The sequence below is a fragment of the Amycolatopsis sp. lyj-84 genome (assembly GCF_046549075.1).
Lineage (GTDB): Bacteria > Actinomycetota > Actinomycetes > Mycobacteriales > Pseudonocardiaceae > Amycolatopsis.
Genome location: NZ_JAJPWO010000024.1, coordinates 47,236 through 69,490, shown reverse-complemented (window position 1 = coordinate 69,490; position 22,255 = coordinate 47,236). Strand labels below are relative to the sequence as shown.

The following is a 22,255-nucleotide window of genomic DNA, read 5'->3' as shown; positions in this document are numbered from 1 at the left end:
GGTTGGTAGTGCGAACCACCGCGACTAGAGGACTACTTGCGTGGCGCTAGACCGACGCCATCAGGAGCTGGGCCGCCACATCGACGCCGTCCGTCCGCACCTCACCGCCGACGCGACCGGCCCGCTCGGCGACCCCGGGCCGCAGCACCTCCGCCAGCGCGGAGATCAGCGACTCCGCCGTCGGCTCCCCGGTGATCGAGGTCCCGACCCCGAGGTCCCGGACGCGCTGCGCGAAATACGGCTGGTCGAACATCTGCGGGACGAGCACCTGTGGCACCCCGGCCCGGGTCGCCGCCGTGGTCGTCCCGGCGCCGCCGTGGTGCACGACCGCCGCGACCCGAGGGAAGAGCGCCTGCTGGTTGACGTCCCCGATGGCGATGCAGTCGGGTTCGTCGTCGATCAGCGACAGTCCGGTCCAGCCGCGGAACACGACCGCCCGCCGCCCGTGCGCCCTCGCCGCCTCGATCATCGCCTTCGCGATCTCCTCCGGAGCGCGGATGCTCCCGAATCCGAAGTAGACCGGCGGTTCCCCGTCGTCGAGGAACGCCTCCAGTTCCGGGGACAACGGGCTGTGGTCCGGCAGGATCCAGGCCCCGGTCTGGTGCACGTCCAGCGCCGACGGTCCCCGCCACGGCGCCAGCACCGGATCGGCGGCCAGCCACGGCTGTTCGGTGAAGATGTGCCCGCGGACGTCGTCGACCGGCGGCAGGCCCAGCAGTTTCCGCCGCGCGTCGAGCACCTCGCCCCATTGCCCGTTCCACCGTTCCGCGTCGTCGGCCCACAAGGCCGGGATGGTGGCATCCGGATTCTTCGGCGCCCACCCCGGGAAAACGGGCGGACGATGGTGCAGTGAGGGCAGCGTTATCGGGCAATAGGCGGTGAAGAAATACGGGATCCCTTTTCGTTCCGCCACCGAATGGGCGGCGATGTTCAACGCCATTCCCGCGACGACGGCGTCGCAGCCCTCGGCCACGTCCGGCATCGTCTCGAACTGGTCGACCACCATCGCCTCGGCCATCGCGCGCCGCCCCTCGGGCGTGGCCATCGCCTTGGTCATCGCGGAATCCGGTTTCGCGGTCGACCGGAGCCCGGGACCCAGCGGGGCGAAGGAAATCCCGAGCCCTTCGGCCCATTCTCGGAAATCCGGCGGCGCGCACAGCCGGACCTCCTGGCCGAGTTCCCGCAATCGCACCGCCAAGGCGACCAGCGGCTGTACCTCACCCCTCGTCCCGATAGTGGACAGGAGTACACGCATGGGAATCCCCCTTCGGCAAAACGTGAAGGCACGAATTGTGGACCGGGAATGGGGGCTTGCCGCAAGTCCCCCTGTCCGCTATACCTTTGAAGGGGCGAGGGAAACGTTTCTACGCGGGGTACCAGCCCAAGATCGCTTCGACGACTCCGGCCGGATCCTCCAGCGGCGTCAGATGTCCCACCTCCGGCAGCACGACCAGCGTCGCGTCCGGCAGCGTCTCCACCAGGGCGTTCGCCGCGTCTAGCGGGGTCAGGCCGTCCTCTTCGCCGACCACGACCAGCGCCGGCACGTTCGCCGATCGCAGTGTCTCGACCGAATCGGGCCGTGCCGCCATCGCGCGCGCCGCCCACGCGATGCCCGACGGCGGCTGTGTCGTGATCAGTTCGCGAAGCCGATCCGCCACCTCGGGCCGGGTGTTCTCGGCGAGCAATCCGGGGGTGAGGGTTTCGGGCAGCCACCCGGCGCCTTCGGCTTCGACCCGGGCCGCGAGGTCGTGCCGGGCCTGCGCTGCCTCGGGGGTGTCGGCGGCCGCCTTGGTGTCGAGGAAAACGAGGCCGCCCACGCGTTCCGGTGCGACACGCAGCACCGCCATCGTCAGGTAGCCGCCCATCGAGCAGCCGCCGAGAACGACCCTGTCGAGTTCGAGCCGGTCGAGCAACGCCACGACATCGCGGGCGGCGTCGTCCAGGCTCGGCTCCCGGCCGGTTTCGGGCAGTGGGCTGCGGCCGAGGCCGCGCTGGTCGGGCGTGATCAGCCGGAGGCGCTCCGAGAGCGGCGCGCGGACCGCGTCCCACATCCGGGCGTCGACGGGGAAAGCGTGCAGCAGTACCAGCGGGAGATCCTTCATGGCGACAATTCTGTCGCACCCCCGCGCTACCGTCGGATCCGTGCTGACAGAGATCAAAACGGAGAGGCTGCTGCTGCGGAGGCTGCGCGAGGAAGATCGCGAGAACATCGTCGCACTGCAAGCCGATCCCGAGACGAACAAGTTCAACGCCGAGCCGCACACCGTCGAAGGTTCGCAGGAACTGTACGACGCCTGGATGAAGCAATGGGCCGAGCACGGGTTCGGCTACCTCGCGGTGTCCGCTTCGGACGATCCGGCGGTCATCGTCGGCTTCGGCGGAGTCCGGTATCACGAATGGAACGGCGAGCGCGTGCTGAACCTCGCGTACCGCTTCTGGCCGTTCGCCTGGGGCAAGGGCTACGCGACGGAGATGGCTGCCGCCGTCGTCGACTGGGCCGAGCGGGAGATCCCCGGCGTCCCGGTGATCGCCAACATCATGGCGTCCAACACCCCGTCGATCCGGGTCGCCGAGCGGCTCGGGTTCAAGATCCACACGGAGGAGGAATTCGCGGGAGAACCTTCACTGCACCTGCGGCGCTGACTCACCAGCGGCCCGGACGGCGTCGGGATCGAGCGTCCCAGCACGCCTTGTGCCAATGGCGGCGGTCGGCGACCCCGCCGGTGTCGTCGGCGGGCCACACGACCAGATGCGGGGTCCCCGGCCGGATCTCGTGGTCGCAGCCGGGGCAGCGGTAGTCCTTGGTGGCTTGCGCGCCGGGCACGGTCCGGACGAGCCACTCCCCGTCCGTGGCGGATTCGGAGCGCGCCCAGCCGGTCGACGCGCCGAGGTCGGGGCGTCCACCGCGGTCGGGACGGTTACGTCGAGGCACCCCGGAACCGTAACCGGAGGCCTGACTCAGTCGCCGAAGTAGGCGCCCGGCGTCACACCGACAGCCCGCCGGAAAGCGACGACGAAGGCGCTCGGCGACGAGTAGCCGATCCGGCGGGAGACCGCCGTCAGCGGCATGTCCCCGGCCAGCAGCGGCAGTGACGCGCGCAGCCGGGCCTGCACCCGCCACGCGCCGAACGTCGTCCGGCACTCGGCGAGGAACAGCCGCGCGAGCGTGCGTTCGCTCGCGCCCACGTCGCGCGCGAAGTCCGCGAGAGCACGCCGGTCCGCCGGATCGGCGATCACCGCCCGGGCGACGGTCAGCGCCCGCTCGTCGGACGGCATCGGCACGGTGATCGGCACGACGTCCACCGGTTCGAGCAGGTCGAAGACGACGGCTTCGGCGCGGCGGCGGGCGCCGTCGTCGAGCGCGGCCGAGCCCAGGTGGTCCAGCAGTTCTCGCAGCAGCGGCCGGACGGCGACGAGCGTCGGCACGGGCCAGCGGACCGGGCACCGGTCCTGAGCCGCGTAGACACCCCGCAACACGGTCTGCGCGGTGGCACCGGTCCGGTGGACGACACCGGCCGGGATCCACAGCGCCCTCGTCGGCGGGAGCACCCAGTGCTGCTCGCCGACGTTCACGCTCAGGATCCCCCGCGCCGCCCAGGCGAGCTGGTGACCGTCGTGCTCGTGCCACGGCAACCAGGTGCCCGCGGGCAGATCCATCTCGCCGAGCACCATCGCCGTCGCCATCGGGGGAAGGAGTCCGATTTTCGACATTACTTGGCAGCCTATCGCCTACCGGTCACGGCTAGCTTCGGATTCATGCCGATGAACCTGGTGCACCGCAAACTCTGCAGTTCCGCGCTGTGGGCGAAGGCCGTCGCCCACGAGATGCCGGGCAACGTCGCCGGTTTCGATCTCGGTGACTCCGTACTGGAGATCGGCCCCGGCTACGGCGCGACCACCCGGGCGCTGGTCGGGCTCGTCCCCCGGCTCACCTCCATCGAGATCGACGAAGCGTCGGCGGACCTCCTCGAGCGCGAGTTCGACGGCCGCGTGCGGATCGTCCAGGGCGACGGCGCGGCGATGCCGTTCGAGGACGGCGAGTTCTCCGCCGTCGTCTGCTTCACGATGCTGCACCACGTGCCGACGACGAAGTTGCAGGACGCGATCTTCGCCGAGGCTTTCCGGGTGCTCCGCCCCGGCGGGGTCCTGCGGGCGATGGACAGCCTGGCGAGTGTGCCGTTCCGGCTTTTCCACCTCGGCGACACGATGAACGCCCTCGACCCGGTCTCGGTCTGGCCCCGGCTCCAGGACGCCGGATTCACCGGTATCAAGGTCGACCACGTCCCGAAACGCTCCATCAGTTTCTCGGCGAGGAAGCCGGACTGAACGCGGGATTAGCCGCGCGCGAGGACCAAGGGGACGAGTTGTTCGGCCGGGGTCAGCGAGCCGTGCTGACCGACCAGAGAGGACTCGACGGCCTCGGCCAGTTCCCGCACGAGCCCGAATCGCCCCTTCGCCGCCACGACGACGTCGCCGATCCGCGGCCGGACCCGGTCCGCGACCGGCCCGAACCAGCCGGCTTCGACGGCCTCGTCACGAGAGAGGGTCCACGCCCGGTCACCGATCACCTCGCGCCAGGCCGCCAGCACGTCGGCCTCCGCCCCCGGTTCGGTGTAGACGTGCCGTGCCCGGACCTCGCCCCCGATGGCCCGTACGCCGCCGAGCAGCGCGGGCGTCTCGTCGATGTCGAGCGCGCCCTCGACGGTCACCATGCCGTGGTCGGCCACGACCGCGAGGAGCGCGCCGGACGGCAGACCGTCCACAAGGGACTCGACCAGCCTGTCGACCTGCCGCAGCTGCATCCGCCACGGTGACGAGCCGGGGCCGTAGATGTGGCCCAGCATGTCGAGTTCGCTGTGATAGCCCCAGCAGAACGCCGGCCGCGTCTCGAGACACCGCAGTACGCAGGCGGCCAGGTCGCCGAGCGCGTGGACGCCCACGTAGCGGGCACCGGACTGCGTCGCCCGGGTGAGCGCGGTGTCGGCGAACTTCGCCGAAGACACGACACTGGTGGCGATCCCGGCGGCCGCGGCGCGCTCGAACGTCGTCGGGAGGGGCTGCACCTCGCGCGGCGGCAGCGCCCCGCGGAGATCGCCGCCGTCCACGTGACTGGACCAGCGCAACGCGTTCATGACACCCGCCCCCGGGACTTCGAAGCTGTAGCCGACCAGGCCGTGCTCCCCCGAGGCCAGCCCCGTGCCGATCGCGCCGAGCCCCGCCGCCGTCGTCGCGGGGAACCCGACCCGCAGCGGCGACTTGGCCAGCTGCGTGAGCACGGGCGCGTCGGCGGCGTGCTCGGCCAGCAGTTCCCAGCCGAGACCGTCGATGAGCAGGACGCACGCGCTGGACGCCTCGGCCAGGCTCAGCGAGTTGGCGAACCCGGCGCCACCGAGGGCGGAAAGCACGGACGGGACGACTTGGCCGAGATGCGGCACATGCGCCGCGACAGGCAGTTCCACCCGGCCAGCTTCTCATTCCAGAGCGGTGTGCGGGATGAGAAGATGAGCGCATGCCGACTTACGCCTACCGCTGCCGCGAGTGCACCGAGACCTTCGAACTGCTGCGGCCGATGAGCGAGTCCGGCGCGCCCGCGCCGTGCCCGGAGGGCCACCAGGACACCGTCAAGCTGCTGACGACCGTCGCGCTGACCGGATCGGCCTCCGGCCCGGCCCCTGTTCCCGCAGGTGGGGGCGGCGGTTGCTGCGGAGGCGGCTGCTGCGGCTGACCACTCGTTCGGGTGGCCTAACGTGTGATCGCCCGAATGGCGGGTACCTCCCTCCCACCAGTCTGGATCCTCCAGTCGTGGGAAGGGAGAAGCCCAGTGGCCACATCAGCACTGGCGGCCGTCGATTTCGGTCAAGGCGTGTCCAGCGCCTGGAGTTCGGTCGCCACGTTCGTCCCTAAGCTGCTCGCGTTCCTGGTCATCCTGTTCATCGGCTGGCTGATCGCCAAGGCGATCGCGAAGGCCGTGAGCATGGTGCTCGAGAAAGTCGGGTTCAACCGGCTCCTCGAACGCGGGGGCTTCAAGCAGATGCTCGCGCGAGGCCAGTTCGACGCGTCGAACATCATCAGCAAGATCATCTACTACGCGATCCTGCTGATCGCCCTGCAGATCGCGTTCGGCGTGTTCGGCCCGAACCCGGTGAGCTCGCTGCTCAACGACATCGTGGCCTGGCTGCCGCGCGCCATCGTCGCGATCGTCATCGTGGTGATCGCCGGCGCGATCGCCAAGGCGGTCAAGGACCTGGTGGGCAACGCCCTCGGCGGCGTTTCCTACGGCAAGGTGCTCGCCACCATCGCCTCGGTGTTCATCTGGGGTCTCGGCGCGATCGCCGCGCTGAACCAGATCGGCGTGGCCACCGCGGTCACGCTGCCGGTGCTGATCACCGTGCTCGCCACGGTCGGCGGGATCGCCGTCGTCGGTGTCGGCGGTGGCCTGATCAAGCCGATGCAGCAGCGCTGGGAGACCTGGCTCGGCCGGGCCGAGGCGGAGATCCCCGCCGCGAAGGCGCAGGCCGAGGCCTACCAGCGGGGTCGCGAGGACGCGAGCCGCTCCGGTGACGTGCCGACCGAACGGACGACCGCGCACCAGCCGGTGTCCGCCGGGCATCACGCGGTGAACGATCCGAACCCGGCAGGCGGCCAGCACTCGGCCCAGCAGCAGTTCCCGCCGAACCAGGGTCAGGTGCCGCAGCACCAGGATCCCGGCCAGCGGCCCCCCGGCGGGTCAATGCCCCCTCCGCCGGAGTACCGCTGACCTAGAACGGGAACGGGTAGGGCGTCCGGCCGCCCTATCCGTTCCCGGTCGGCCCTACCCGGCTGTCGTCGATCGTGGCGGCCAGCGAACACACGCCGACCAGGCGAGCGGTCGTCCAGTCGCTGGTACTCCAGGCGGTCAGATCGGCCGGGGCGCGGAACGTCCAGCCCTTGGCCTTGGCTTCGTCCAGCAGTCCTCGCGTGTAGCCGGCGAGCAGCACCACCCCGGCGACGGCCGCCGAACCTTCGACCCCCGCCGCGAGGATGTCCCGTACCGCGGCGGAGTGCTGATCGAAGACCGCCGACAGCCCGGGAAGAGCCGCCGCCGCGGCTAGCCCGGCGACGCCGATCTGCTCGTGAAGCCGCGAAAGCGTGCTACGAGCCGAAGATTCCACCCAGGACGAGACCAGATCTTTCACCCGACCAGGTTAGCCAGGTCGGACGATTTGTCGACATCCCGGTGATCACGATCGCAGTGATTCAGCACGCTTTGAGTGCCTGATCCAGGTCATGCCAGAGATCCTCGACGTCCTCCAGCCCCACCGACATGCGGATGAGCCGGTCGGTGACACCCGCCCCGCGCCGGTCGTCCTCGGCGACGATCCGGTGGCTGATCGACGCGGGATGCTGGATGAGCGAGTCCACGCTGCCGAGGCTGACGGCCGGGGTGATCAACCGGACCGCGCCGATGAGCGCGTGCGGATCGCCGTCGACCTCGAAAGCGATCAGCGGACCGCCGATGCCCGGATAGTGCACGGCGCTCACGTTCGCGTGACCGCGAAGCCGCTCGACGAGCTCGGCGGCCGTCGCGGACGCGGCGTTGACGCGCAGTGGAAGGGTCGAAAGGCCGCGAAGCAGCATGTAGCCGGCCAGCGGGTGCAGCACGCCGCCGGTGGCGAACCGGATCTGCCGCAACATCCCGGCGTCCTCGGTGTTGCACGCGACCACGCCGCCCATGACGTCGCCGTGGCCACCGAGGAACTTGGTCGCGCTGTGCAGGACGAAGCGGGCCCCGTGGCGTCCGGGCCGCTGGAGCACGGGAGTCGCGAAGGTGTTGTCGACCAGCACCGGGACTTCACCCGCCGCGCGCACGATCTCGGCGATGTCGACCTCGCGCAGGGTCGGGTTCGCCGGCGTTTCGAGCAGCACCAGTCCGGTGTCGGGGCGCAGCGCCGAGGCGACGCCCTCCGGATCGGCCCAGGTCACCTCGGTGCCGAGCAGACCGGACGTGAGCATGTGGTCGGTGCAGCCGTAGACCGGCCGGACGGCGACGATGTGCCGCTTGCCCTGCGCGACCGCGGCCAGCAGCGAGGCCGACACCGCGGCCATGCCGGTGGCGAACGCGACGGCGTCGTCGAATCCTTCGAGTTCGGCCAGCGCCTTCTCGAACCGCTCGACGGTCGGATTGCTCAGCCGCCCGTAGACCGGGAGCCCGGACAGCGAGCCCGTGGTGGCGAACTCGTCGATGCGGGCCGCTTCTTCGACGCTGTCCCGCGACGGATAGGTCGTGGACAGGTCGAGCGGTGCGGCGTGGACGCCGAGGTCCGTGAGATCGTCACGGCCGGCGTGGACGGCCCGGGTGCGCAGCGTTGCGGTCATACCGAGATGGTGCGATTTTCTCCGGATCGAACGCAATATCCTCGGATATCATTCGCAGATGTCGGATTCTGTCGAATTGAGCACGGTCGACCTGCGGATTCTGCGGCTGCTGCAGAACGACGCCCGGATCTCGAACAAGGATCTGGCCGCCGAGGTCGGCATCGCGCCGTCGACCTGCCTCGACCGCGTCAACCGGCTGCGCGAGCTCGGGGTGATCATCGGCCAGCGCGCGGAGGTGGACGCCGCCAAACTCGGCCGCCCGCTCGAAGCGCTCCTGTTCGTCCAGGTCCGGCCGCACCGGCGGACGCTGGTGGACGCGTTCGTCGAGCATCTGCTGTCCCTGCCCGAGGTCCGCGCGGTCTACCACCTCACCGGACCGGACGACTTCCTCGCGCACGTCGCCACCGCTTCGGCGACCGAGCTGCAACGGCTGGTGCTCGACGAGCTGACCGCCCGCGACGAGGTCGCCAGGGTGCACACGAACCTGGTCTTCCAGCACTGGAGCGGGGGACCTTTGCTCCCGCCCGCCTAGTCGATCCGGACCTTGAACGGGTGGGTGACGTCGGTGGGGCAGGTGAAGATGTGCAGTACGTCCTGCCGGGCGAACGACCAGCCCGCCGGCTGTGCTTCGGCGACGTCGCACCCACAGCCGACCTCGTCCTCCTCCGTGGCCAGCGCGATCGTCTGCCGCAGCTCGGCGCCGCACTCCCGGCAGCCCAGCTCGTGGCGATCAGTCGTGTACCAGGGGGTCCAGCCGCCGATCTTCGAATACTGATCCAGTTCCGGCCAGCCCTCAGGGTCGTCATGCGCGTCCTCGGGGATGCCGAGCGCGGCGCGGGTCTCCGGCGGGAAGTCGCAGAGCCGGGGCAGTTCATCGATAGAGCACGGTTCGAAGACGCAGGGCGCCGGCAGGAGATCGACGTCGGCCTCCTCGGGCGCGGGCGGAGGGTCCGCGATGTCCTCGACCTCCCCGGAATCGCGCCACACCAGCCGGACCGCGGGCCCTTGATGATGCGGGCTGTTGTGCTGCATCGGGCAGAACAGGATCTGGAGGACGTCGGTGCCCTCCGGGAAGGGCAGCTCCGGGAAGTCGTCGCGGAAGAACTGCGCCGCGCTGACCATCACCGGGACCGGACCGTCGAGCGGATGCCCGCCCGCCCAGGCGTCGTCGGACGCGTCCGGGTCGGGAGGCCAGGTCACCGGGCACTCGGGCCACGGCTCGTCCGACGGCCAGAGCAGCGGGCCGCCGAAGTGGCTTTCGTCATGGCGAGGCTCGCCCGGCGCGGGGTGCAGCCGGATGGCCGTCCGGACCAGGTCGTTCAGGCCGGGGATCGGCACCCCGCCGTATGTCAGCTGACGCACCCAGGGGAGCTTAGAGGTCCGGCAGCGGATCTTCAGGTTTTGCCGCATTCCGCGAGATCTCCGCGTCGGCGGCGTGGACGGCCGCGATGTACTCGTCGTCGATCTCGTAGACGATGCCGTTGAACTTGAACCACGGGTTGCCGCCCGTCTCCACGGGGCCGATCCGATGGTTTCGCAGCGTCACCGAGATGACGCGTTTCGGCGACTTCCTGCTCAGGCGGCCGGTCGTCAGGATCGTGATCGTCTTGCGGGTGACCGCGAAGAACACGCTGGGATTGGTGCTGCCGAAGATGTCGGCTGGGAACACGTACTGGATCTCGTCGTCCGGATCGAGTAATTCCTTGATCCGCTTCCTGACCCCCGAGGAAACCGGCATACGGCCAGGCTACCCAGCCCGGTCACCGCTCGTGGCCGATGTCCCCAATGTGGCATTGGAGACGCTGAGCGTCTCCAATGCCACATTGGGGACCTTTCCCGCGAGGCTGAAACCCGGGTGTGCCCGCTTGCGCGACGGGGTCCCGTGTCCTGAAGAACTCACGAGTGTTACCTGGCCGAGTAGTCCTTGAAGCCCTTCCCCGTCTTCCGGCCGAGCCGCCCGGCGGTCACGAGGTGCTCCAGCAGCGGTGCGGGCGCGAAGCCCTCTTCGCGGAACTCGTTGAACAGGGTCCGCTGGATCGCCAGCGAAACGTCCAGCCCGACGACGTCGAGCAGTTCGAACGGGCCCATCGGCAGCCCGCAGCCCACCTTCATCGCGGTGTCGATGTCGTCGGCCTCCGCGTAGTGCGCCTCGAGCATCTTCACCGCGTCGTTGAGGTAGGGGAACAGCAGCGCGTTGACGATGAACCCGGCCCGGTCGCCGCAGTGCACCGGATGCTTGCCCACCGCCGCGCAGACGGCGTCCGCGGTCGCGATCACGTCGGGGGCGGTGGCGATCGTCGAGACGACCTCGACCAGTTTCATCACCGGCGCCGGGTTGAAGAAGTGCACGCCGACGACGTCCGACGGCCGCGACGTGGCGGCCGCGCATTCGATGACCGGCAGCGAGGACGTGGTCGTCGCCAGGACCGCGCCCGGCTTCACGACGTCGTCGAGCGCGGCGAAAACGGCCTGTTTGACGGCCAGGTCCTCGGCCACCGCCTCGATGACGAGGTCGACGTCGGCCAGTTCGTCGAACTCCACCGCGGGTGAGATCCGGCCGAGTGCGGCGGCGGCGTCCTCTTCGGACAGCCTGCCCTTGACGACGGACTTGTCCAGCGACTTCTTCACCCGCGCGACCGACGCGGCGGCCTTCTCCGCGCTCCGCGCGCGCAGGATGACCTCGTAGCCGCGTTTCGCGAACACTTCGACGATGCCGGTCGCCATGGTCCCGGTCCCGACGACTCCGACCTTGCGCACCTCTCGCGGCGCCACGGTGTCCACTGTGGACGCCTTGACCGAGTCGGTCACCGTCGGCGAATCGGGCTCGTCGTAGGCGTAGAAGCCCTGTCCCGTCTTCCGGCCGAGCAGGCCCGCGGTGATCATCTGTTTCAGCAGCGGCGCCGGCGCGTGGAGCCGGTTGCGCGACTGGTGGTACATCGTGTCGAGGATCTCGTACGCGGTGTCCAGCCCGATGAGGTCGAGCAAAGCCAAGGGCCCCATGGGATATCCGCAGCCGAACCGCATCGCCGCGTCGAGATCCTCGCGCGTGGCGTAGCGCTGCTCGTACATGCGCACGGCGTGGTTGAGATACCCGAACAACAGCGCGTTCGCGATGAACCCGGCGCGGTCGCCGATCACCACCGGCGTCTTGCCGAGACGTTCCGCGAACGCGACGACGTCGGTGATCACCTCCGGCTCGGTGACGACCGTGCGGACGATCTCGACCAGTTTGAGGATCGGCGCCGGGTTGAAGAAGTGCATCCCGACGACCTTGCCCGGCCGCGCGGTCTGCACCCCGATCTCGGTGATCGACAGCGAGGAGGTGTTGGACACGAAGATCGTGTCCGCGCCGGTGATCTTGTCCAGCTCCGCGAACACGTCGGATTTCGCTTCGAGGTTCTCCGGGATCGCCTCGATCACCAGGTCCACATCGGACAGTTCGGTCAGCGACGTGGTGTACCGGATCCGGCCCAGCAGGGCGTCCCGGCCGCCGGCGTCGAGTTTCCCGCCGGACACCGCCCGTTCGGTCGAATGCTCCAGATGACCCCGGCCCCGGTGCACGCCGTCGTCGTCGATCTCCACCGCGACGACCGACACTCCGCTCCGCGCGAGCACCTCGGCGATCCCGGCACCCATGGTGCCGAGACCGATGACTCCCACACTCGAGATTTCCCGCGCCACAACCGGCCTCCGGAGGTTACTCGCTGGTAGTTTTCTCCGATCGTGCCATGCCGGGGCGCGGAAAGCACCGGCTGTCACCCTCCGGATCGAGTAAGTGTCACTCCCCGAAGTTCTGGTCGACGAGGTCCTTGACCTTGGTGAGCGCTTCTTCGGCCTGCGCGCCCTTCGCGCGGACCTCGATCCTGTCGCCCTGGCGTGCGCCGAGCGCCATCAACGCGAGGACGCTGTTGGCGTCCGCGGTCTCCTCGCCGAGCCGGACGGTGACCTGGGCGTCCAGCCCCGCGATGCTCCGGACCAGGACCGCGGCGGGCCGCGCGTGCAGGCCGACGTCGTTCCGCAGCGTGAGTTCGACACTGCTCTCGCCGTCTTGCGCGCCGCTGTCGAACGTCAGATCCGCTGGAGCTCCCGCCGCGGCCGCGGCACCGGCGACGGCCTGGCGATCCGCCCCGCCCTGCGCCGCGACGGCGGCGGCGATCGCGCCTTCGACGAGCGGCGCGTCCACCACGACCGCGGCCGACGGGTCGGCGAGCGATTCGACGGCGAGGTCCGCGGTCATCTGCGCGCTGCCCAGGTCGTACAGCAGGACGACGCCCGACCCCGAATCGGCGCGCTGCGTCGCGGCGACGACCTCGTCGTAGTCCGTTCCGATGCCGCCTTGAGCCAGGCCGCCCGCCGCCACGATGGTGACGTCCGGCGCCATCTGGGCGGCGAGTTCCGCGAGCCCCTCGGCGAGTTTGGCGCTGTGGGAGACGAGCACGATTCCGACGCTCACTTGGCGGCCTCCGCGAACGCGCGCAGCAGCAGCGCCGTCGAGCGGGCTCCGGGATCGAGATGCCCCTTCGCACGTTCGCCGAGGTACGACGCCCGGCCCTTGCGCGGTACGAGGTCCACAGTGGACTCGGCGCCCTTGTCTGCGGCGTTCGCGGCCGCGGTCAGGATTGCGGCGATGTCCTCGCCGGAAGCCTCCTCGGCGGCGGAAACGGCGGGGATCAGCGCGTCGACCATGGTCGCGTCTCCCCCGACGGCCTTCCCGCGTGCCTGCACTCCTTCGAGTGCCGCGCGCAGGGCTTCCACGAGCAGCGGGCCGTCCACTTCGGTGGCGTCACCCAGTTTGACCGACGCGCGCAGGAAAGCCGTGCCGTACAACGGTCCCGCCGCACCGCCGACCTTCGAGATCAGCGTCGTGGCGGCGAGTTTCGCGACCGCGGCGGGGGTCTCGGGAGTCTCGGGGGCCATCGCGTCCAAAGCGGACACGATCGCGGTGAACCCTCTGTCCAGGTTCTCGCCGTGGTCGGCGTCGCCGATCGCGCGGTCGAGGTCGATCAGCTCGGCGCGATGCTCGGCGATCACCGTTGCCGCCGCCCGCAAGGCGGCGGCGAGCGTCTCGGCGGTGCAGGCCATCAGACTCCCCACCTCAGGGCCGGGGTGTTCACCGGCGCGTCCCACAACTCGGTCAGCTCGTCGTCCAGTTTCAGCAACGTCAGGCTCATCCCCTGCATCTCGAGGCTGGTGATATACGGCCCCACCAGGCGCCGCTCGACCACGATCCCACGCTCGGCCAGCAGCCGCTCGGCGATCCCGTGGGCGAGGTACAGCTCCACCAGCGGGGTGCCACCCATCGAGTTCGTGAACAGCAGGACCTTGTCGCCGTCGGCGAAGGGCAGGTCCGAGACCACCGCTTCGACCATGCGCGCGACGAGTTCGTCGGCGGACACGGCCGGTGTCTTTTCGATGCCGGGCTCGCCGTGGATCCCGATGCCGAACTCGATCTCGTCGTCGGCGAGTGCGAAACTCGGCTCGCCCGCGTGCGGCACGGTCGGCGCGGTGAGCGCGACACCGATCGAGCGGACCTGGCCGATCACCTTGCGCGCCAAGGCCTCCACCGCGTCGAGCGAGTCACCGCGTTCGGCGGCGGCGCCGGTGAGCTTCTCCAGCAGGACCGTGCCGCCGACACCTCGACGGCCGGCGGTGTACGTGGAGTCCTTGACCGCGACGTCGTCGTCGATGACCACGCTGCGCACGTCCAGCCCCTCGGCGGCGGCAAGCTCCGCGGCGGTCTCGAAGTTGAGCACGTCGCCGGTGTAGTTCTTCACGATCAGCAGGGCGCCCGCGTCACCCGTGGTGGCCTTGACCGCGGCCTCGACGGCGTCCGGCGTCGGCGAGGTGAACACCGCGCCCGGGACGGCGGCCGCCAGCATGCCCTGTCCGACGAAGCCGCCGTGCAGTGGTTCGTGCCCGGAACCGCCGCCGGAGATCACCGCGACCTTGCCCGCCAGTGGCGCGTCCACGCGCACCACGATCGCCGGGTCGTCTTCGACGCGCAGGACGTCCGCGTGCGCCAGGGCGAGCCCGCGCAGGGATTCCGCGACCACCGTCTTCGGGTCGTTGATGATCTTCTTCATGGCGGTCTCCGACACGTCGGCGGGTGGGATGTCCCCTTCCTACCTCGCCCGGCCGGATGCCGCCAGCGTCAGGGCTTCGGCAGCTTCGAGATCACCGATTTGGCGATCTTGGCCGTCTTCTCGCAGGACGCGGTTTCGTCCTTCTTCTCGTCGTAGTTCTGGTACGACACGGCGACGAGCTCGACGTACTCGCCCGTCCACGGCTTGTGCTGCCACTCCATCTTGCACTCGGCGCTGCTGCCGGTGCCCGCCTTCTGGAAGACGGTGATGCCATCGACCTCGACCTTCTTGGTCCCGTCGCGTTCCTGCGGCGGACGGCCGGGACGGAAGCCGATGGTGATCCGCGGGTTGGAACCCGGCGTCCAGTCACAGGCGTGGAAGGTCGTCGGGGAGGTCGCGCCGTGCGGCGCCACCTCGCCGAGGACGGCGGTGTCCGCGACGGTGCACGGGTCGACCGCGGTCAGCGTGCCCGCGCTGGTGGGGTACTTCGCCGGGGACGAGTGCAGGCTCTTCACGCCCTTCGCCGCCACCGAGCGGGCCGCCGCGCAGGGATCGCCGCCGTCGTAATTGACCGAGAAGCTCACTCCGCGCTCGGGTTTGCGCAACGTCATGACGCCGACGTCGCAGCTCTTGCCGTCCTTGCTCTTCCGCTCGACCTGCGGCAGGCCGTCCACCGCCGTGACCACGGCGCCACCGGTTTCGGACAGATAGGTCGACGCGCCGATGTCGACACTGACGGAGAACTGCTTACCGCCGGCGTCGACGACCTTCGCCCGGCAGCCGCCGAACGAGCTGGTCGACGGCACCGGGTCTTCCGGGGCGCCGAGGTCGCTCAGCGCCTCTTTGCCCACCAGTGGGCACGGGTCGATCGTGCGCATGATCGCCGGGGTGACGGCCGGGTCGTTGATGTTCCCGCTCGGCACGTCTCCGCCACTGCCCGCTTCCGCGGCGACGGTGGTACGGGCGAAGTTGGACTTGCCGAGGTTCTGTCCGCAGGCGGAAAGCGCACCGAGCGCGGCCACCAGGGCCAGCGCGGACGCGATCCGGCGACGTCGAGCGTTGAGCAGCACGAAGTGCACGGTAGCCGGACCGCCGCGGCGCTGTCCGGACAACCCGGCTATTCGCCGCCCTCGCCGGTTTCGGACGTGGGCGGGACCACGATGGGCCGCAGCTTCGCCCACAGCACGAACAACGCCGCGAACACCAGCATGCCGATGCCCGCCCACAGGTTGATCCGGACACCGGCGGCCTTGGCCAGCTCCGCTTCGGTGGTGAAGCCGATGCCCATGATCGTGAGCACCAGCCCGTAGCCGCCGATGAGCAGGGCGATGATCAGCCGGATGTCGAAGACGCCGGCCTTCTTGGGAGCTTGGGACGCAGCCATCTCCGGCCTCCTAGAAGATGATGTTGAGCACGATGGTCAGGATCAGCACGATGCCCGCGAGCAGGCCCGGCTTGCGGTACCAGCCCGCGTCGTCACCGGTTTCGTCGTGCTTCAGCGACTCCTTCGGGGTGAGGGAGTAGACGAGGCCGACCAGCTGGGCTTCCGGCTTCGGCGCGGTGGCGAGCGAAACCGCGACGCTGACCACGATGTCGACGGCGAACGCCGTACCGGCGGCCACGAAGCTGACGCCCTGCCCGGTGAGCCCGAGGACCCCGGCCTGCGAAAGCAGCCACACGGTGATCGCTGACGCGGTACCGGCGACAAGGCCGACCCAGCCCGCCGTCGGCGTCATCCGCTTCCAGAACATGCCGAGGATGAAGGTGGCGAACAGCGGCGCGTTGAAGAAGGAGAACAGGTCCTGCAGGTAGGTCAGGATGTTCCCGGAGTTCGACGCGATGAACGCGGTGCCGATCGCCAGCACCGTGCCCGCCGCGGTGACCAGGCGGCCGAGACGGAGGTAGTAGCCGTCGGACTCGTTCTTCTTCACGTACGACTGCCAGATGTCGTAGGTGAAGACGGTGTTGAACGAACTCAGGTTCGCCGCCATACCGGCCATGAAGGACGCGAGGAGACCGGCGATCGCGACGCCGAGCATGCCGTTGGGCAGCAGGTCGCGCATCAGCAGCAGGATCGCGTTGTTCGCGGTGACCCCGCTGGGCGCTTCGCCGCCGTCGAGCAGGATCTGCTTGTCCTGGACGTACTCGGACACGGTGACCGCGGCGATCATGCCGGGGATGATCACGATGAACGGGATGAACATCTTCGGGAACGCGCCGATGATCGGCGTCCGCCGCGCGGCCGACATGCTCTTGGAGGCCATGGCGCGCTGGACTTCGACGAAGTTCGTGGTCCAGTAACCGAACGACAGCACGAAACCGAGGCCGAAGACGAGGCCGAGGATGGAGAGGAAGCTGTTGCCGAAGCCGGTGAGGTTGTCACCCGGCCAGGAGGACAGCTGTGCCTCGCCGCCGGGGCCGGCGGTCACCTTGTCGACCAGTCCCTGCCAGCCGCCGACCTTCACCAGGCCGACGATGGTCAGCGGCAGCAGCGCCGCGACGATCACGAAGAACTGCAGGACCTCGTTGTAGATCGCGGCGGAGAGACCGCCGAGCGCGGTGTAGGAGAGCACGACCGCGGCCGCGACGATGATCGACACCCACAACGGCCAGCCGAGCAGGAGGTTCACGACACTGGCGAGCAGGAACAGGTTCGCGCCGGCGATGAGGATCTGCGCACTCGCGAAGCTGATGCCGTTGACGAGGTGGGCGGGTTTGCCGAACCGGCGGAGCATGAACTCCGGGACACTGCGGACCTTCGAGCCGTAATAGAACGGCATCATCACGATGCCGAGGAACAGCATCGCCGGGATCGCGCCGATCCAGAAGTAGTGGAAGGTCGGCAGGCCGTAGAGCACGCCGTTGGCCGACATACCCATGATCTCGACGGCGCCGAGGTTCGCCGAGATGAAGGCGAGGCCGGTGACCCACGCGGGCAGCGAACGGCCGGAGAGGAAGAAGTCCAGGCTGCTCGAGACCGACCTTCGCGCCATGTACCCGATGCCGAGCACCAGCGCGAAGTAGAAGGCGAGCAGGACGTAGTCGATAGGACTCGCGTCGAGCCGCAGGTTCGCATCGGCCAGCACGTGCAACCGACCCACCTCCAGAGTGAAAATGTCCACGAGAAACGCCGGTAGCGCGTCAATCGCGGACCATACTGCATGGATTCAGGAACGGCAGCGTGGGTGGCCAGGCCGGGAGCGCATCGCTCCCGGCCTGGTGTTCAAGGCAGATCCGGAGCAGGGATCACGGCGCCAATCGCCAGACCACCGGCACACCGCCGGAACCCCTCGAGTCGTTCGTCGCGTACCCGGCGAGCGAGCCGTCGTCGGCCGCGACCGAGGCTTCGAACGTCGAGTAGCCACTCGGCGCGCGGACCTCGCCCGGGGTCGTCGTGCGCCACGCGATCGCGTTGCCGACGATCGACGGCCCCGACGGGTTCGGCACCAGCCCGGCCGTCAAGCCGACCTGGTTGACGCTCAACGCCATCGCGCCGCCCGCCAGCCCGACCGCCGGCGCGTCCGGGGACGCCCAGCGCACCGCCTGATCGACACCGCCGTAGTTCCGCGTCCCGACCACGACCCCGTTGCGGATCGCGAGGCCCCAGCCCTGGACGGACGGGCTCGGTGACAGGTGCCGGACGACGCCGTCCTTCCACAGTGCCGAGCTGCGGTCCGAGTCGAACAGGAGCGTGCCGTCCTCGTCGAGGTCGCGCACGTAGTACATGTCCGGCGTGCTCGGGACGAGCACCGGCGCGCCGCCCTCCGCCCGCCACAGGACCGCGGCGTCGCTCCCGGTGCCACCGTTGAACTTCATGGCCCGGCCGAGCACGTCGCCGCGTGTGTTGATGGCGACGCCGTACACGTAGTCGTAGCCCGCGGGGACGTCCTTGACGTGGAACCCGTTCGCGTCCAGCGTGTACGCCCGGCTGATCATCGAGTCGTAGTCGTGCGCCGTGCCGACGATGACGCCCGCCGGGTTCTCGTCCTCGGCCAGCGCCGCCTCGTAGCCGCTCGGCACGCCGCGCAGCACCGGCTGCCCGTTCCGCCAGCTGACCACCGACTGCCTGCCGTTGATCGTGAACGTGCCCGTGTACTCCCCCTTGCCGTCGGAGCCGGTCAGGAACCCGCTGCTGCCGCCGGGCGGCAACGGCAGGACCGTCGGGCGCCACGCCATGCGGTTCGCCGCCTGCGCGGGCTGCGCCAGTACCGCGACCGAAAGCGCGGCGACGACCGGCACCGCGAACCGTACCCAGGACTTGAGTTTCATGGTTTCTCCCTCGTGGTCCCCCGACCTACATGGATCATCACGCCGGAGCGCGGCATCCGGTTGTCCGCCAAAGGGAGCAACTTCCCGTCGAGTCCGATGAGGACACAGGCCGGGAACCGGAAAAGGGCCGCCCCGGCGTCTCCGCCGGAACGGCCCTTCTCGCGACCGGTGGGGGTTTACCGGTCCGTGGGCAGGCCTACTTCGCCGTCCTCCTTGATCAACCTGGCGAGGACGTCGTCAGGCAGGTAAGTGCGGTGCGGGTAGTTCGGTCCCCACGAGTTGAGGAACGGCACGGCGCCGAGTTCGTCGGCACGCGGGTTGCCGAGGACCTCGTGCACCTCGTCGACGGTCTTCGCCCAGCGATAGGCCTGGATGCCGTTCTTGACGTCGGGTGTGTAGGCGGCCCGCTTGACGTGGTCGTCGCTGGCGTAACTCTCCGACCACGAGACGTGGCCCAGTTCCAGCAGCACCTCGGCCGCCGCGCGGACGGACGTGCCGTTGTTGTCGCCGGGGTTGGTCTCGTCCCATTCGTCGCGCAGCTTCGACTGGTCCCACAGCCACCGCGCGGCGTAGAGGTCGCCGTTGAACAACGTCATGCAGCGCGACCAGCCGAACCCGACGCAGGCGCCTTCCTTGCCCTGGTCGTAGAAGGCGTACTGGGTGTCGCCGTCCGTCGATTCGCCGGGTTCGAGGCAGACGCAGTGACCGCCGCGGATCCGGGTGAGCGACTTCGCGCCGCCCTTCGCGACGAAGAACTCGCCGGACTTCGGGTCCTTCTCCGGGACGTCGAATTCCGCGTACCAGTTGACGCCGATGACGACCGGGGACCGGGTGGGCCGGTCCTGGGTGGCCAGCGCGGTCAGCGGATAGCGCTCGACGTGGCGCCAGTCGTCCGGGACGAACCGGCCGAGGCGGCCGTCCGCCGGATCACTGCCGATCGGGCGATAACGCATGGGATCCTCCTATCCCTCATCCCACCGGAATACCGCCGGCGAGTTCACTGCGGCACAATCTTTTCCAGAAACCGCCGCGCGGCCTCCCGCCCGTTTTCGAAGAGGTGCTTCTTCTCCTCTTCACCGAGCCCGAAGTCGACGGCGGAAACACCGGTCGTGTCGACGTACACCGTCCGCCGGTTCACACCTTCCTCGTGCAACCGGTAACGATTCCAGTCCGAAAGCAGGGTTTCGAGCGAACCGATGGCGATCCGCAACGCGCTCTTCACCGGTTTGTCCCTGCCGGCGGCGGGTTCCCCGGAAAGCTTCACGCCCCAGGTCGGCCAGCGCGGCTTCTTCGTGTCGGTCCGGTCGAAGACGGTGATCGGGAAGTTCGACAGCAACCCGCCGTCGACCCAGGTGACGGTGCCCCCGGGGCGGACGTCGACCTGCACCGGCCGGAAGTAGAACGGGATCGACATCGACGCGCGGACGGCGTCGACGATCTTCTCCTCACCGGGATCGCGGCCGTACTGGGAATAGTCCCAAGGCAGCCGGACGAGCACGCGGCGGGTCAGATCGCTGACATGGACGACGAGGGAATACCGTTGATACGAAAGCAAAGTACCTTCGGGATCGTCGATGACGAGATCGGCGAAAGTGCGCACTCCCGCCTCCTCCAAGAGCGGCGTCAGCCATTCGGCGAGATAGTCGCCGGTGTGCATCCCGTCGTGCAGGACCAGATCGACACCGTCGCCGATCGGGCCGGTGAGCTTGTCGAGCAAGGACTGATCCTGGAACCGGTGGCAGTCCATGTCGTTCATCACCGCTTCCAGACCGCCGAGATCCTTCCCGGCCTTCTGATAAGCGGCGACCAGCGCCGCGACGATCGCACCCGCGCTCGTCCCGGCGATCCGCGGGAACGAATAACCGGCTTCGTGCAACTCCAGCACCGCGCCCAGCAACCCGATGCCTTTGACGCCGCCGCCTTCCAGCACCAGATCGACACGCTTCGGAGAATCAGCCATGGGACATCACCCCTGCACCCGCGACCACCGGACTTCGGCGGTACCCCTCGCGGAAATCGAGTGTGACACAGCGCGAGACCACGTAATCCGGCGTTCACCCGAATGGCACGGAAACAGCTGGTTCTTTTGCAGGACGAGTCGAGTTCGTTAATTTCCCGCCGCCCTTTAGGGCATTCTGTGGCGCGAGAAAGAAAGCAGATACAAAACCGAGGACTCGATCGGATCTCGGCTGTTCAGCGCGTGACCGGCCGCAAGTGGTCCTCTGGTCGCGATAGTTGCACGCGCAAGTACCGCGACCAGAGGACGAATCGCGTGGAGGTCAGAAGAGGCGGAACTCGTCCGACTCGATGCCGCGCAGCGCGTCGTAGTCCAGCGTGAGGCACCGGATCCCCCGGTCCTCGGCCAGCACCCTCGCCTGCGGCTTGATGATCTGCGCCGCGAAGACGCCCTGCACCGGCGCCAGCAGCGGGTCGCGGTTGAGGAGTTCGAGGTACCGCGTCAGCTGCTCGACGCCGTCGATCTCGCCGCGCCGCTTGATCTCGACGGCGACACTGGCACCCGCGGCGTCACGCGCCATGATGTCGACCGGCCCGATCGCGGTCGGGAACTCCCGCCGCACCAGGGTGTAGCCGTCACCGAGGGTCTTGATGTGCTCGGCGAGCAGTTCCTGCAGGTGCGCCTCGACGCCGTCCTTCTGCAGGCCAGGTTCCACGCCGAGTTCCTGGGCGTGGTCGTGGAAGATCTCGTCGATCTTGATGACGAGCTTCTCCCCCTGCTTGTTCTCGACGATCCACAGCTTGCCGTCCTCGATCAGCCAGCAAGGCGGGCTCATCCAGTTGAGCGGCTTGTAGGCACGGTCGTCCGAGTGCACGGACACCGAGCCGTCGGCCTTCACGAGCAGCAGCCGGGTGGCCATCGGCAGATGGGCGGTCAGACGGCCGGCGTAGTCGACCTGGCAGCGAGCGATCACTAGGCGCACCACGCGAGGGTAGGACAAGCATGGCGATACTGTGCGCATGGACCCCGTTCAGCGTGTCAGTTCGCGTGAGGTGTACCGGAACGACTGGATGACCGTGCGCGAGGACGCCGTCCGGCGGCTCGATGGTTCCGAGGGGATCTACGCCGTCGTCGACAAACCCACCTGCGCCGTGATCATCCCCTTCGACGGCGCCCGGTTCCACCTGGTCGAACAGTTCCGTTATCCGCTCGGGCAGCGTCGCTGGGAGTTCCCGATGGGCACCGCGCCCAACCGGGCCGACGTCCCGCCGCTCGAACTCGCCGCCCGCGAACTGCGCGAGGAGACCGGGCTGATCGCGGGGTCGATGACCGACCTCGGCCGGACCGACGTCGCCCCCGGCATCTCGAGCCAGCGCGGGCGCGTGTTCCTGGCCACGGACCTCACGCAGGGTGAAGCCCAGCGCGAGGTCGAGGAGCAGGACATGCGGACGGCGTGGTTCGAGCTCGACGAGTTCGAGAAGATGATCGTCACGGGTGACATCACCGACGCGCAGACGCTGGCCGCCTACACGCTGCTGCTCATGCACGAACGCGGCTGACTCCCGCCCCGAGCGCTATGAAAGGCCCGTTA

Annotated in this window: 26 protein-coding genes; 6 read left to right on the top strand and 20 right to left on the bottom strand. The window is 69.0% G+C overall.

Going from position 1 to position 22,255, the window contains the following annotated elements:
• Positions 1–46: 46 nt before the first annotated feature.
• Together ACLJRM_RS42435 and ACLJRM_RS42430 are read right to left on the bottom strand one after the other, a co-directional pair.
• On the bottom strand, positions 47–1,255 hold the full coding sequence (locus tag ACLJRM_RS42435; RefSeq protein WP_410666267.1) for a glycosyltransferase: 1,209 nt from the start codon (positions 1,253–1,255) through the stop codon (positions 47–49).
• Positions 1,256–1,364: 109 nt separating this feature from the next.
• Positions 1,365–2,102, bottom strand: coding sequence for an alpha/beta fold hydrolase (locus ACLJRM_RS42430; protein ID WP_410666266.1), 738 nt, complete (start codon positions 2,100–2,102; stop codon positions 1,365–1,367).
• A 40-nt stretch (positions 2,103–2,142) separates the two neighbouring features.
• Here ACLJRM_RS42430 and ACLJRM_RS42425 point away from each other — a divergent pair, with 40 nt between their 5' ends.
• Positions 2,143–2,643, top strand: a complete 501-nt coding sequence (locus tag ACLJRM_RS42425) for a GNAT family N-acetyltransferase (RefSeq protein ID WP_101610203.1) — start codon at positions 2,143–2,145, stop codon at positions 2,641–2,643.
• A gap of 1 nt (position 2,644) precedes the next feature.
• On the opposite strand, the gene ACLJRM_RS42420 is transcribed toward ACLJRM_RS42425, so the two are convergent.
• Positions 2,645–2,932 carry a hypothetical protein gene (locus ACLJRM_RS42420; RefSeq protein WP_101610204.1) on the bottom strand — a complete coding sequence of 96 codons (288 nt, stop codon included), beginning with the start codon at positions 2,930–2,932 and terminating at the stop codon, positions 2,645–2,647.
• A 26-nt stretch (positions 2,933–2,958) separates the two neighbouring features.
• On the bottom strand, positions 2,959–3,711 hold the full coding sequence (locus ACLJRM_RS42415) for an AraC family transcriptional regulator (protein ID WP_101610205.1): 753 nt from the start codon (positions 3,709–3,711) through the stop codon (positions 2,959–2,961).
• 51 nt (positions 3,712–3,762) lie between these two features.
• Here ACLJRM_RS42415 and ACLJRM_RS42410 point away from each other — a divergent pair, with 51 nt between their 5' ends.
• Positions 3,763–4,326, top strand: a complete 564-nt coding sequence (locus ACLJRM_RS42410; protein ID WP_410666285.1) for a class I SAM-dependent methyltransferase — start codon at positions 3,763–3,765, stop codon at positions 4,324–4,326.
• 8 nt (positions 4,327–4,334) lie between these two features.
• Here ACLJRM_RS42410 and ACLJRM_RS42405 read toward each other — a convergent pair whose 3' ends face one another.
• Complete coding sequence (locus tag ACLJRM_RS42405; protein WP_410666265.1) at positions 4,335–5,459, bottom strand: alkaline phosphatase family protein; 1,125 nt, start codon at positions 5,457–5,459, stop codon at positions 4,335–4,337.
• A gap of 50 nt (positions 5,460–5,509) precedes the next feature.
• On the opposite strand from ACLJRM_RS42405, the gene ACLJRM_RS42400 reads away from it, so the two are divergent.
• Together ACLJRM_RS42400 and ACLJRM_RS42395 are read left to right on the top strand one after the other, a co-directional pair.
• The gene (locus ACLJRM_RS42400) at positions 5,510–5,725 is read left to right on the top strand and encodes an FmdB family zinc ribbon protein (protein WP_101610207.1); all 216 of its coding nucleotides are present in this window, start codon (positions 5,510–5,512) and stop codon (positions 5,723–5,725) included.
• Between the two features lie 96 nt (positions 5,726–5,821).
• On the top strand, positions 5,822–6,757 hold the full coding sequence (locus ACLJRM_RS42395; protein WP_410666264.1) for a mechanosensitive ion channel family protein: 936 nt from the start codon (positions 5,822–5,824) through the stop codon (positions 6,755–6,757).
• Positions 6,758–6,791: 34 nt separating this feature from the next.
• Here the strand turns inward: ACLJRM_RS42395 and ACLJRM_RS42390 are convergent, their stop codons facing one another.
• Together ACLJRM_RS42390 and ACLJRM_RS42385 are read right to left on the bottom strand one after the other, a co-directional pair.
• Positions 6,792–7,175 carry a DUF6401 family natural product biosynthesis protein gene (locus ACLJRM_RS42390; protein ID WP_101610209.1) on the bottom strand — a complete coding sequence of 128 codons (384 nt, stop codon included), beginning with the start codon at positions 7,173–7,175 and terminating at the stop codon, positions 6,792–6,794.
• Positions 7,176–7,236: 61 nt separating this feature from the next.
• The gene (locus tag ACLJRM_RS42385; RefSeq protein ID WP_101610210.1) at positions 7,237–8,355 is read right to left on the bottom strand and encodes a trans-sulfuration enzyme family protein; all 1,119 of its coding nucleotides are present in this window, start codon (positions 8,353–8,355) and stop codon (positions 7,237–7,239) included.
• Positions 8,356–8,413: 58 nt separating this feature from the next.
• Here ACLJRM_RS42385 and ACLJRM_RS42380 point away from each other — a divergent pair, with 58 nt between their 5' ends.
• Positions 8,414–8,887 carry an Lrp/AsnC family transcriptional regulator gene (locus ACLJRM_RS42380; protein WP_101610211.1) on the top strand — a complete coding sequence of 158 codons (474 nt, stop codon included), beginning with the start codon at positions 8,414–8,416 and terminating at the stop codon, positions 8,885–8,887.
• On the opposite strand, the gene ACLJRM_RS42375 is transcribed toward ACLJRM_RS42380, so the two are convergent.
• From ACLJRM_RS42375 to nucS, 13 genes are all read right to left on the bottom strand, one after another.
• On the bottom strand, positions 8,884–9,717 hold the full coding sequence (locus ACLJRM_RS42375; protein ID WP_101610212.1) for a hypothetical protein: 834 nt from the start codon (positions 9,715–9,717) through the stop codon (positions 8,884–8,886). The genes ACLJRM_RS42380 and ACLJRM_RS42375 overlap by 4 nt on opposite strands.
• 10 nt (positions 9,718–9,727) lie before the next feature.
• Complete coding sequence (locus ACLJRM_RS42370; protein ID WP_101610213.1) at positions 9,728–10,093, bottom strand: hypothetical protein; 366 nt, start codon at positions 10,091–10,093, stop codon at positions 9,728–9,730.
• 167 nt (positions 10,094–10,260) lie between these two features.
• On the bottom strand, positions 10,261–12,036 hold the full coding sequence (locus ACLJRM_RS42365) for a 3-hydroxyacyl-CoA dehydrogenase family protein (protein ID WP_410666263.1): 1,776 nt from the start codon (positions 12,034–12,036) through the stop codon (positions 10,261–10,263).
• Positions 12,037–12,133: 97 nt separating this feature from the next.
• Entirely contained in the window at positions 12,134–12,808 is a 675-nt protein-coding gene (gene dhaM, locus ACLJRM_RS42360; protein WP_410666262.1) for a dihydroxyacetone kinase phosphoryl donor subunit DhaM, read from the bottom strand.
• Entirely contained in the window at positions 12,805–13,437 is a 633-nt protein-coding gene (dhaL, locus tag ACLJRM_RS42355) for a dihydroxyacetone kinase subunit DhaL (protein WP_410666261.1), read from the bottom strand. The genes dhaM and dhaL overlap by 4 nt, the downstream gene beginning before the upstream one ends.
• Complete coding sequence (gene dhaK / locus ACLJRM_RS42350) at positions 13,437–14,438, bottom strand: dihydroxyacetone kinase subunit DhaK (RefSeq protein WP_410666260.1); 1,002 nt, start codon at positions 14,436–14,438, stop codon at positions 13,437–13,439. The genes dhaL and dhaK overlap by 1 nt, the downstream gene beginning before the upstream one ends.
• 68 nt (positions 14,439–14,506) lie before the next feature.
• Positions 14,507–15,508: a DUF3558 domain-containing protein gene (locus ACLJRM_RS42345; protein ID WP_410666259.1), complete on the bottom strand. Its 1,002-nt coding sequence runs from the start codon at positions 15,506–15,508 to the stop codon at positions 14,507–14,509.
• A gap of 47 nt (positions 15,509–15,555) precedes the next feature.
• Complete coding sequence (locus ACLJRM_RS42340; RefSeq protein WP_101610219.1) at positions 15,556–15,822, bottom strand: hypothetical protein; 267 nt, start codon at positions 15,820–15,822, stop codon at positions 15,556–15,558.
• 10 nt (positions 15,823–15,832) lie between these two features.
• The gene (locus ACLJRM_RS42335; RefSeq protein WP_101610220.1) at positions 15,833–17,530 is read right to left on the bottom strand and encodes a sodium:solute symporter family protein; all 1,698 of its coding nucleotides are present in this window, start codon (positions 17,528–17,530) and stop codon (positions 15,833–15,835) included.
• Between the two features lie 154 nt (positions 17,531–17,684).
• Positions 17,685–18,707 (bottom strand): hypothetical protein, encoded by a 1,023-nt coding sequence (locus ACLJRM_RS42330; protein WP_410666258.1) that lies wholly within the window; start codon positions 18,705–18,707, stop codon positions 17,685–17,687.
• A gap of 176 nt (positions 18,708–18,883) precedes the next feature.
• Complete coding sequence (locus tag ACLJRM_RS42325; protein WP_101610222.1) at positions 18,884–19,660, bottom strand: hypothetical protein; 777 nt, start codon at positions 19,658–19,660, stop codon at positions 18,884–18,886.
• Between the two features lie 44 nt (positions 19,661–19,704).
• Positions 19,705–20,667, bottom strand: a complete 963-nt coding sequence (locus ACLJRM_RS42320; protein WP_410666257.1) for a patatin-like phospholipase family protein — start codon at positions 20,665–20,667, stop codon at positions 19,705–19,707.
• A 319-nt stretch (positions 20,668–20,986) separates the two neighbouring features.
• Complete coding sequence (gene nucS, locus ACLJRM_RS42315) at positions 20,987–21,646, bottom strand: endonuclease NucS (RefSeq protein WP_168214394.1); 660 nt, start codon at positions 21,644–21,646, stop codon at positions 20,987–20,989.
• A gap of 37 nt (positions 21,647–21,683) precedes the next feature.
• Here nucS and ACLJRM_RS42310 point away from each other — a divergent pair, with 37 nt between their 5' ends.
• Entirely contained in the window at positions 21,684–22,223 is a 540-nt protein-coding gene (locus ACLJRM_RS42310; RefSeq protein WP_410666256.1) for an NUDIX domain-containing protein, read from the top strand.
• Positions 22,224–22,255 lie beyond the last annotated feature (32 nt).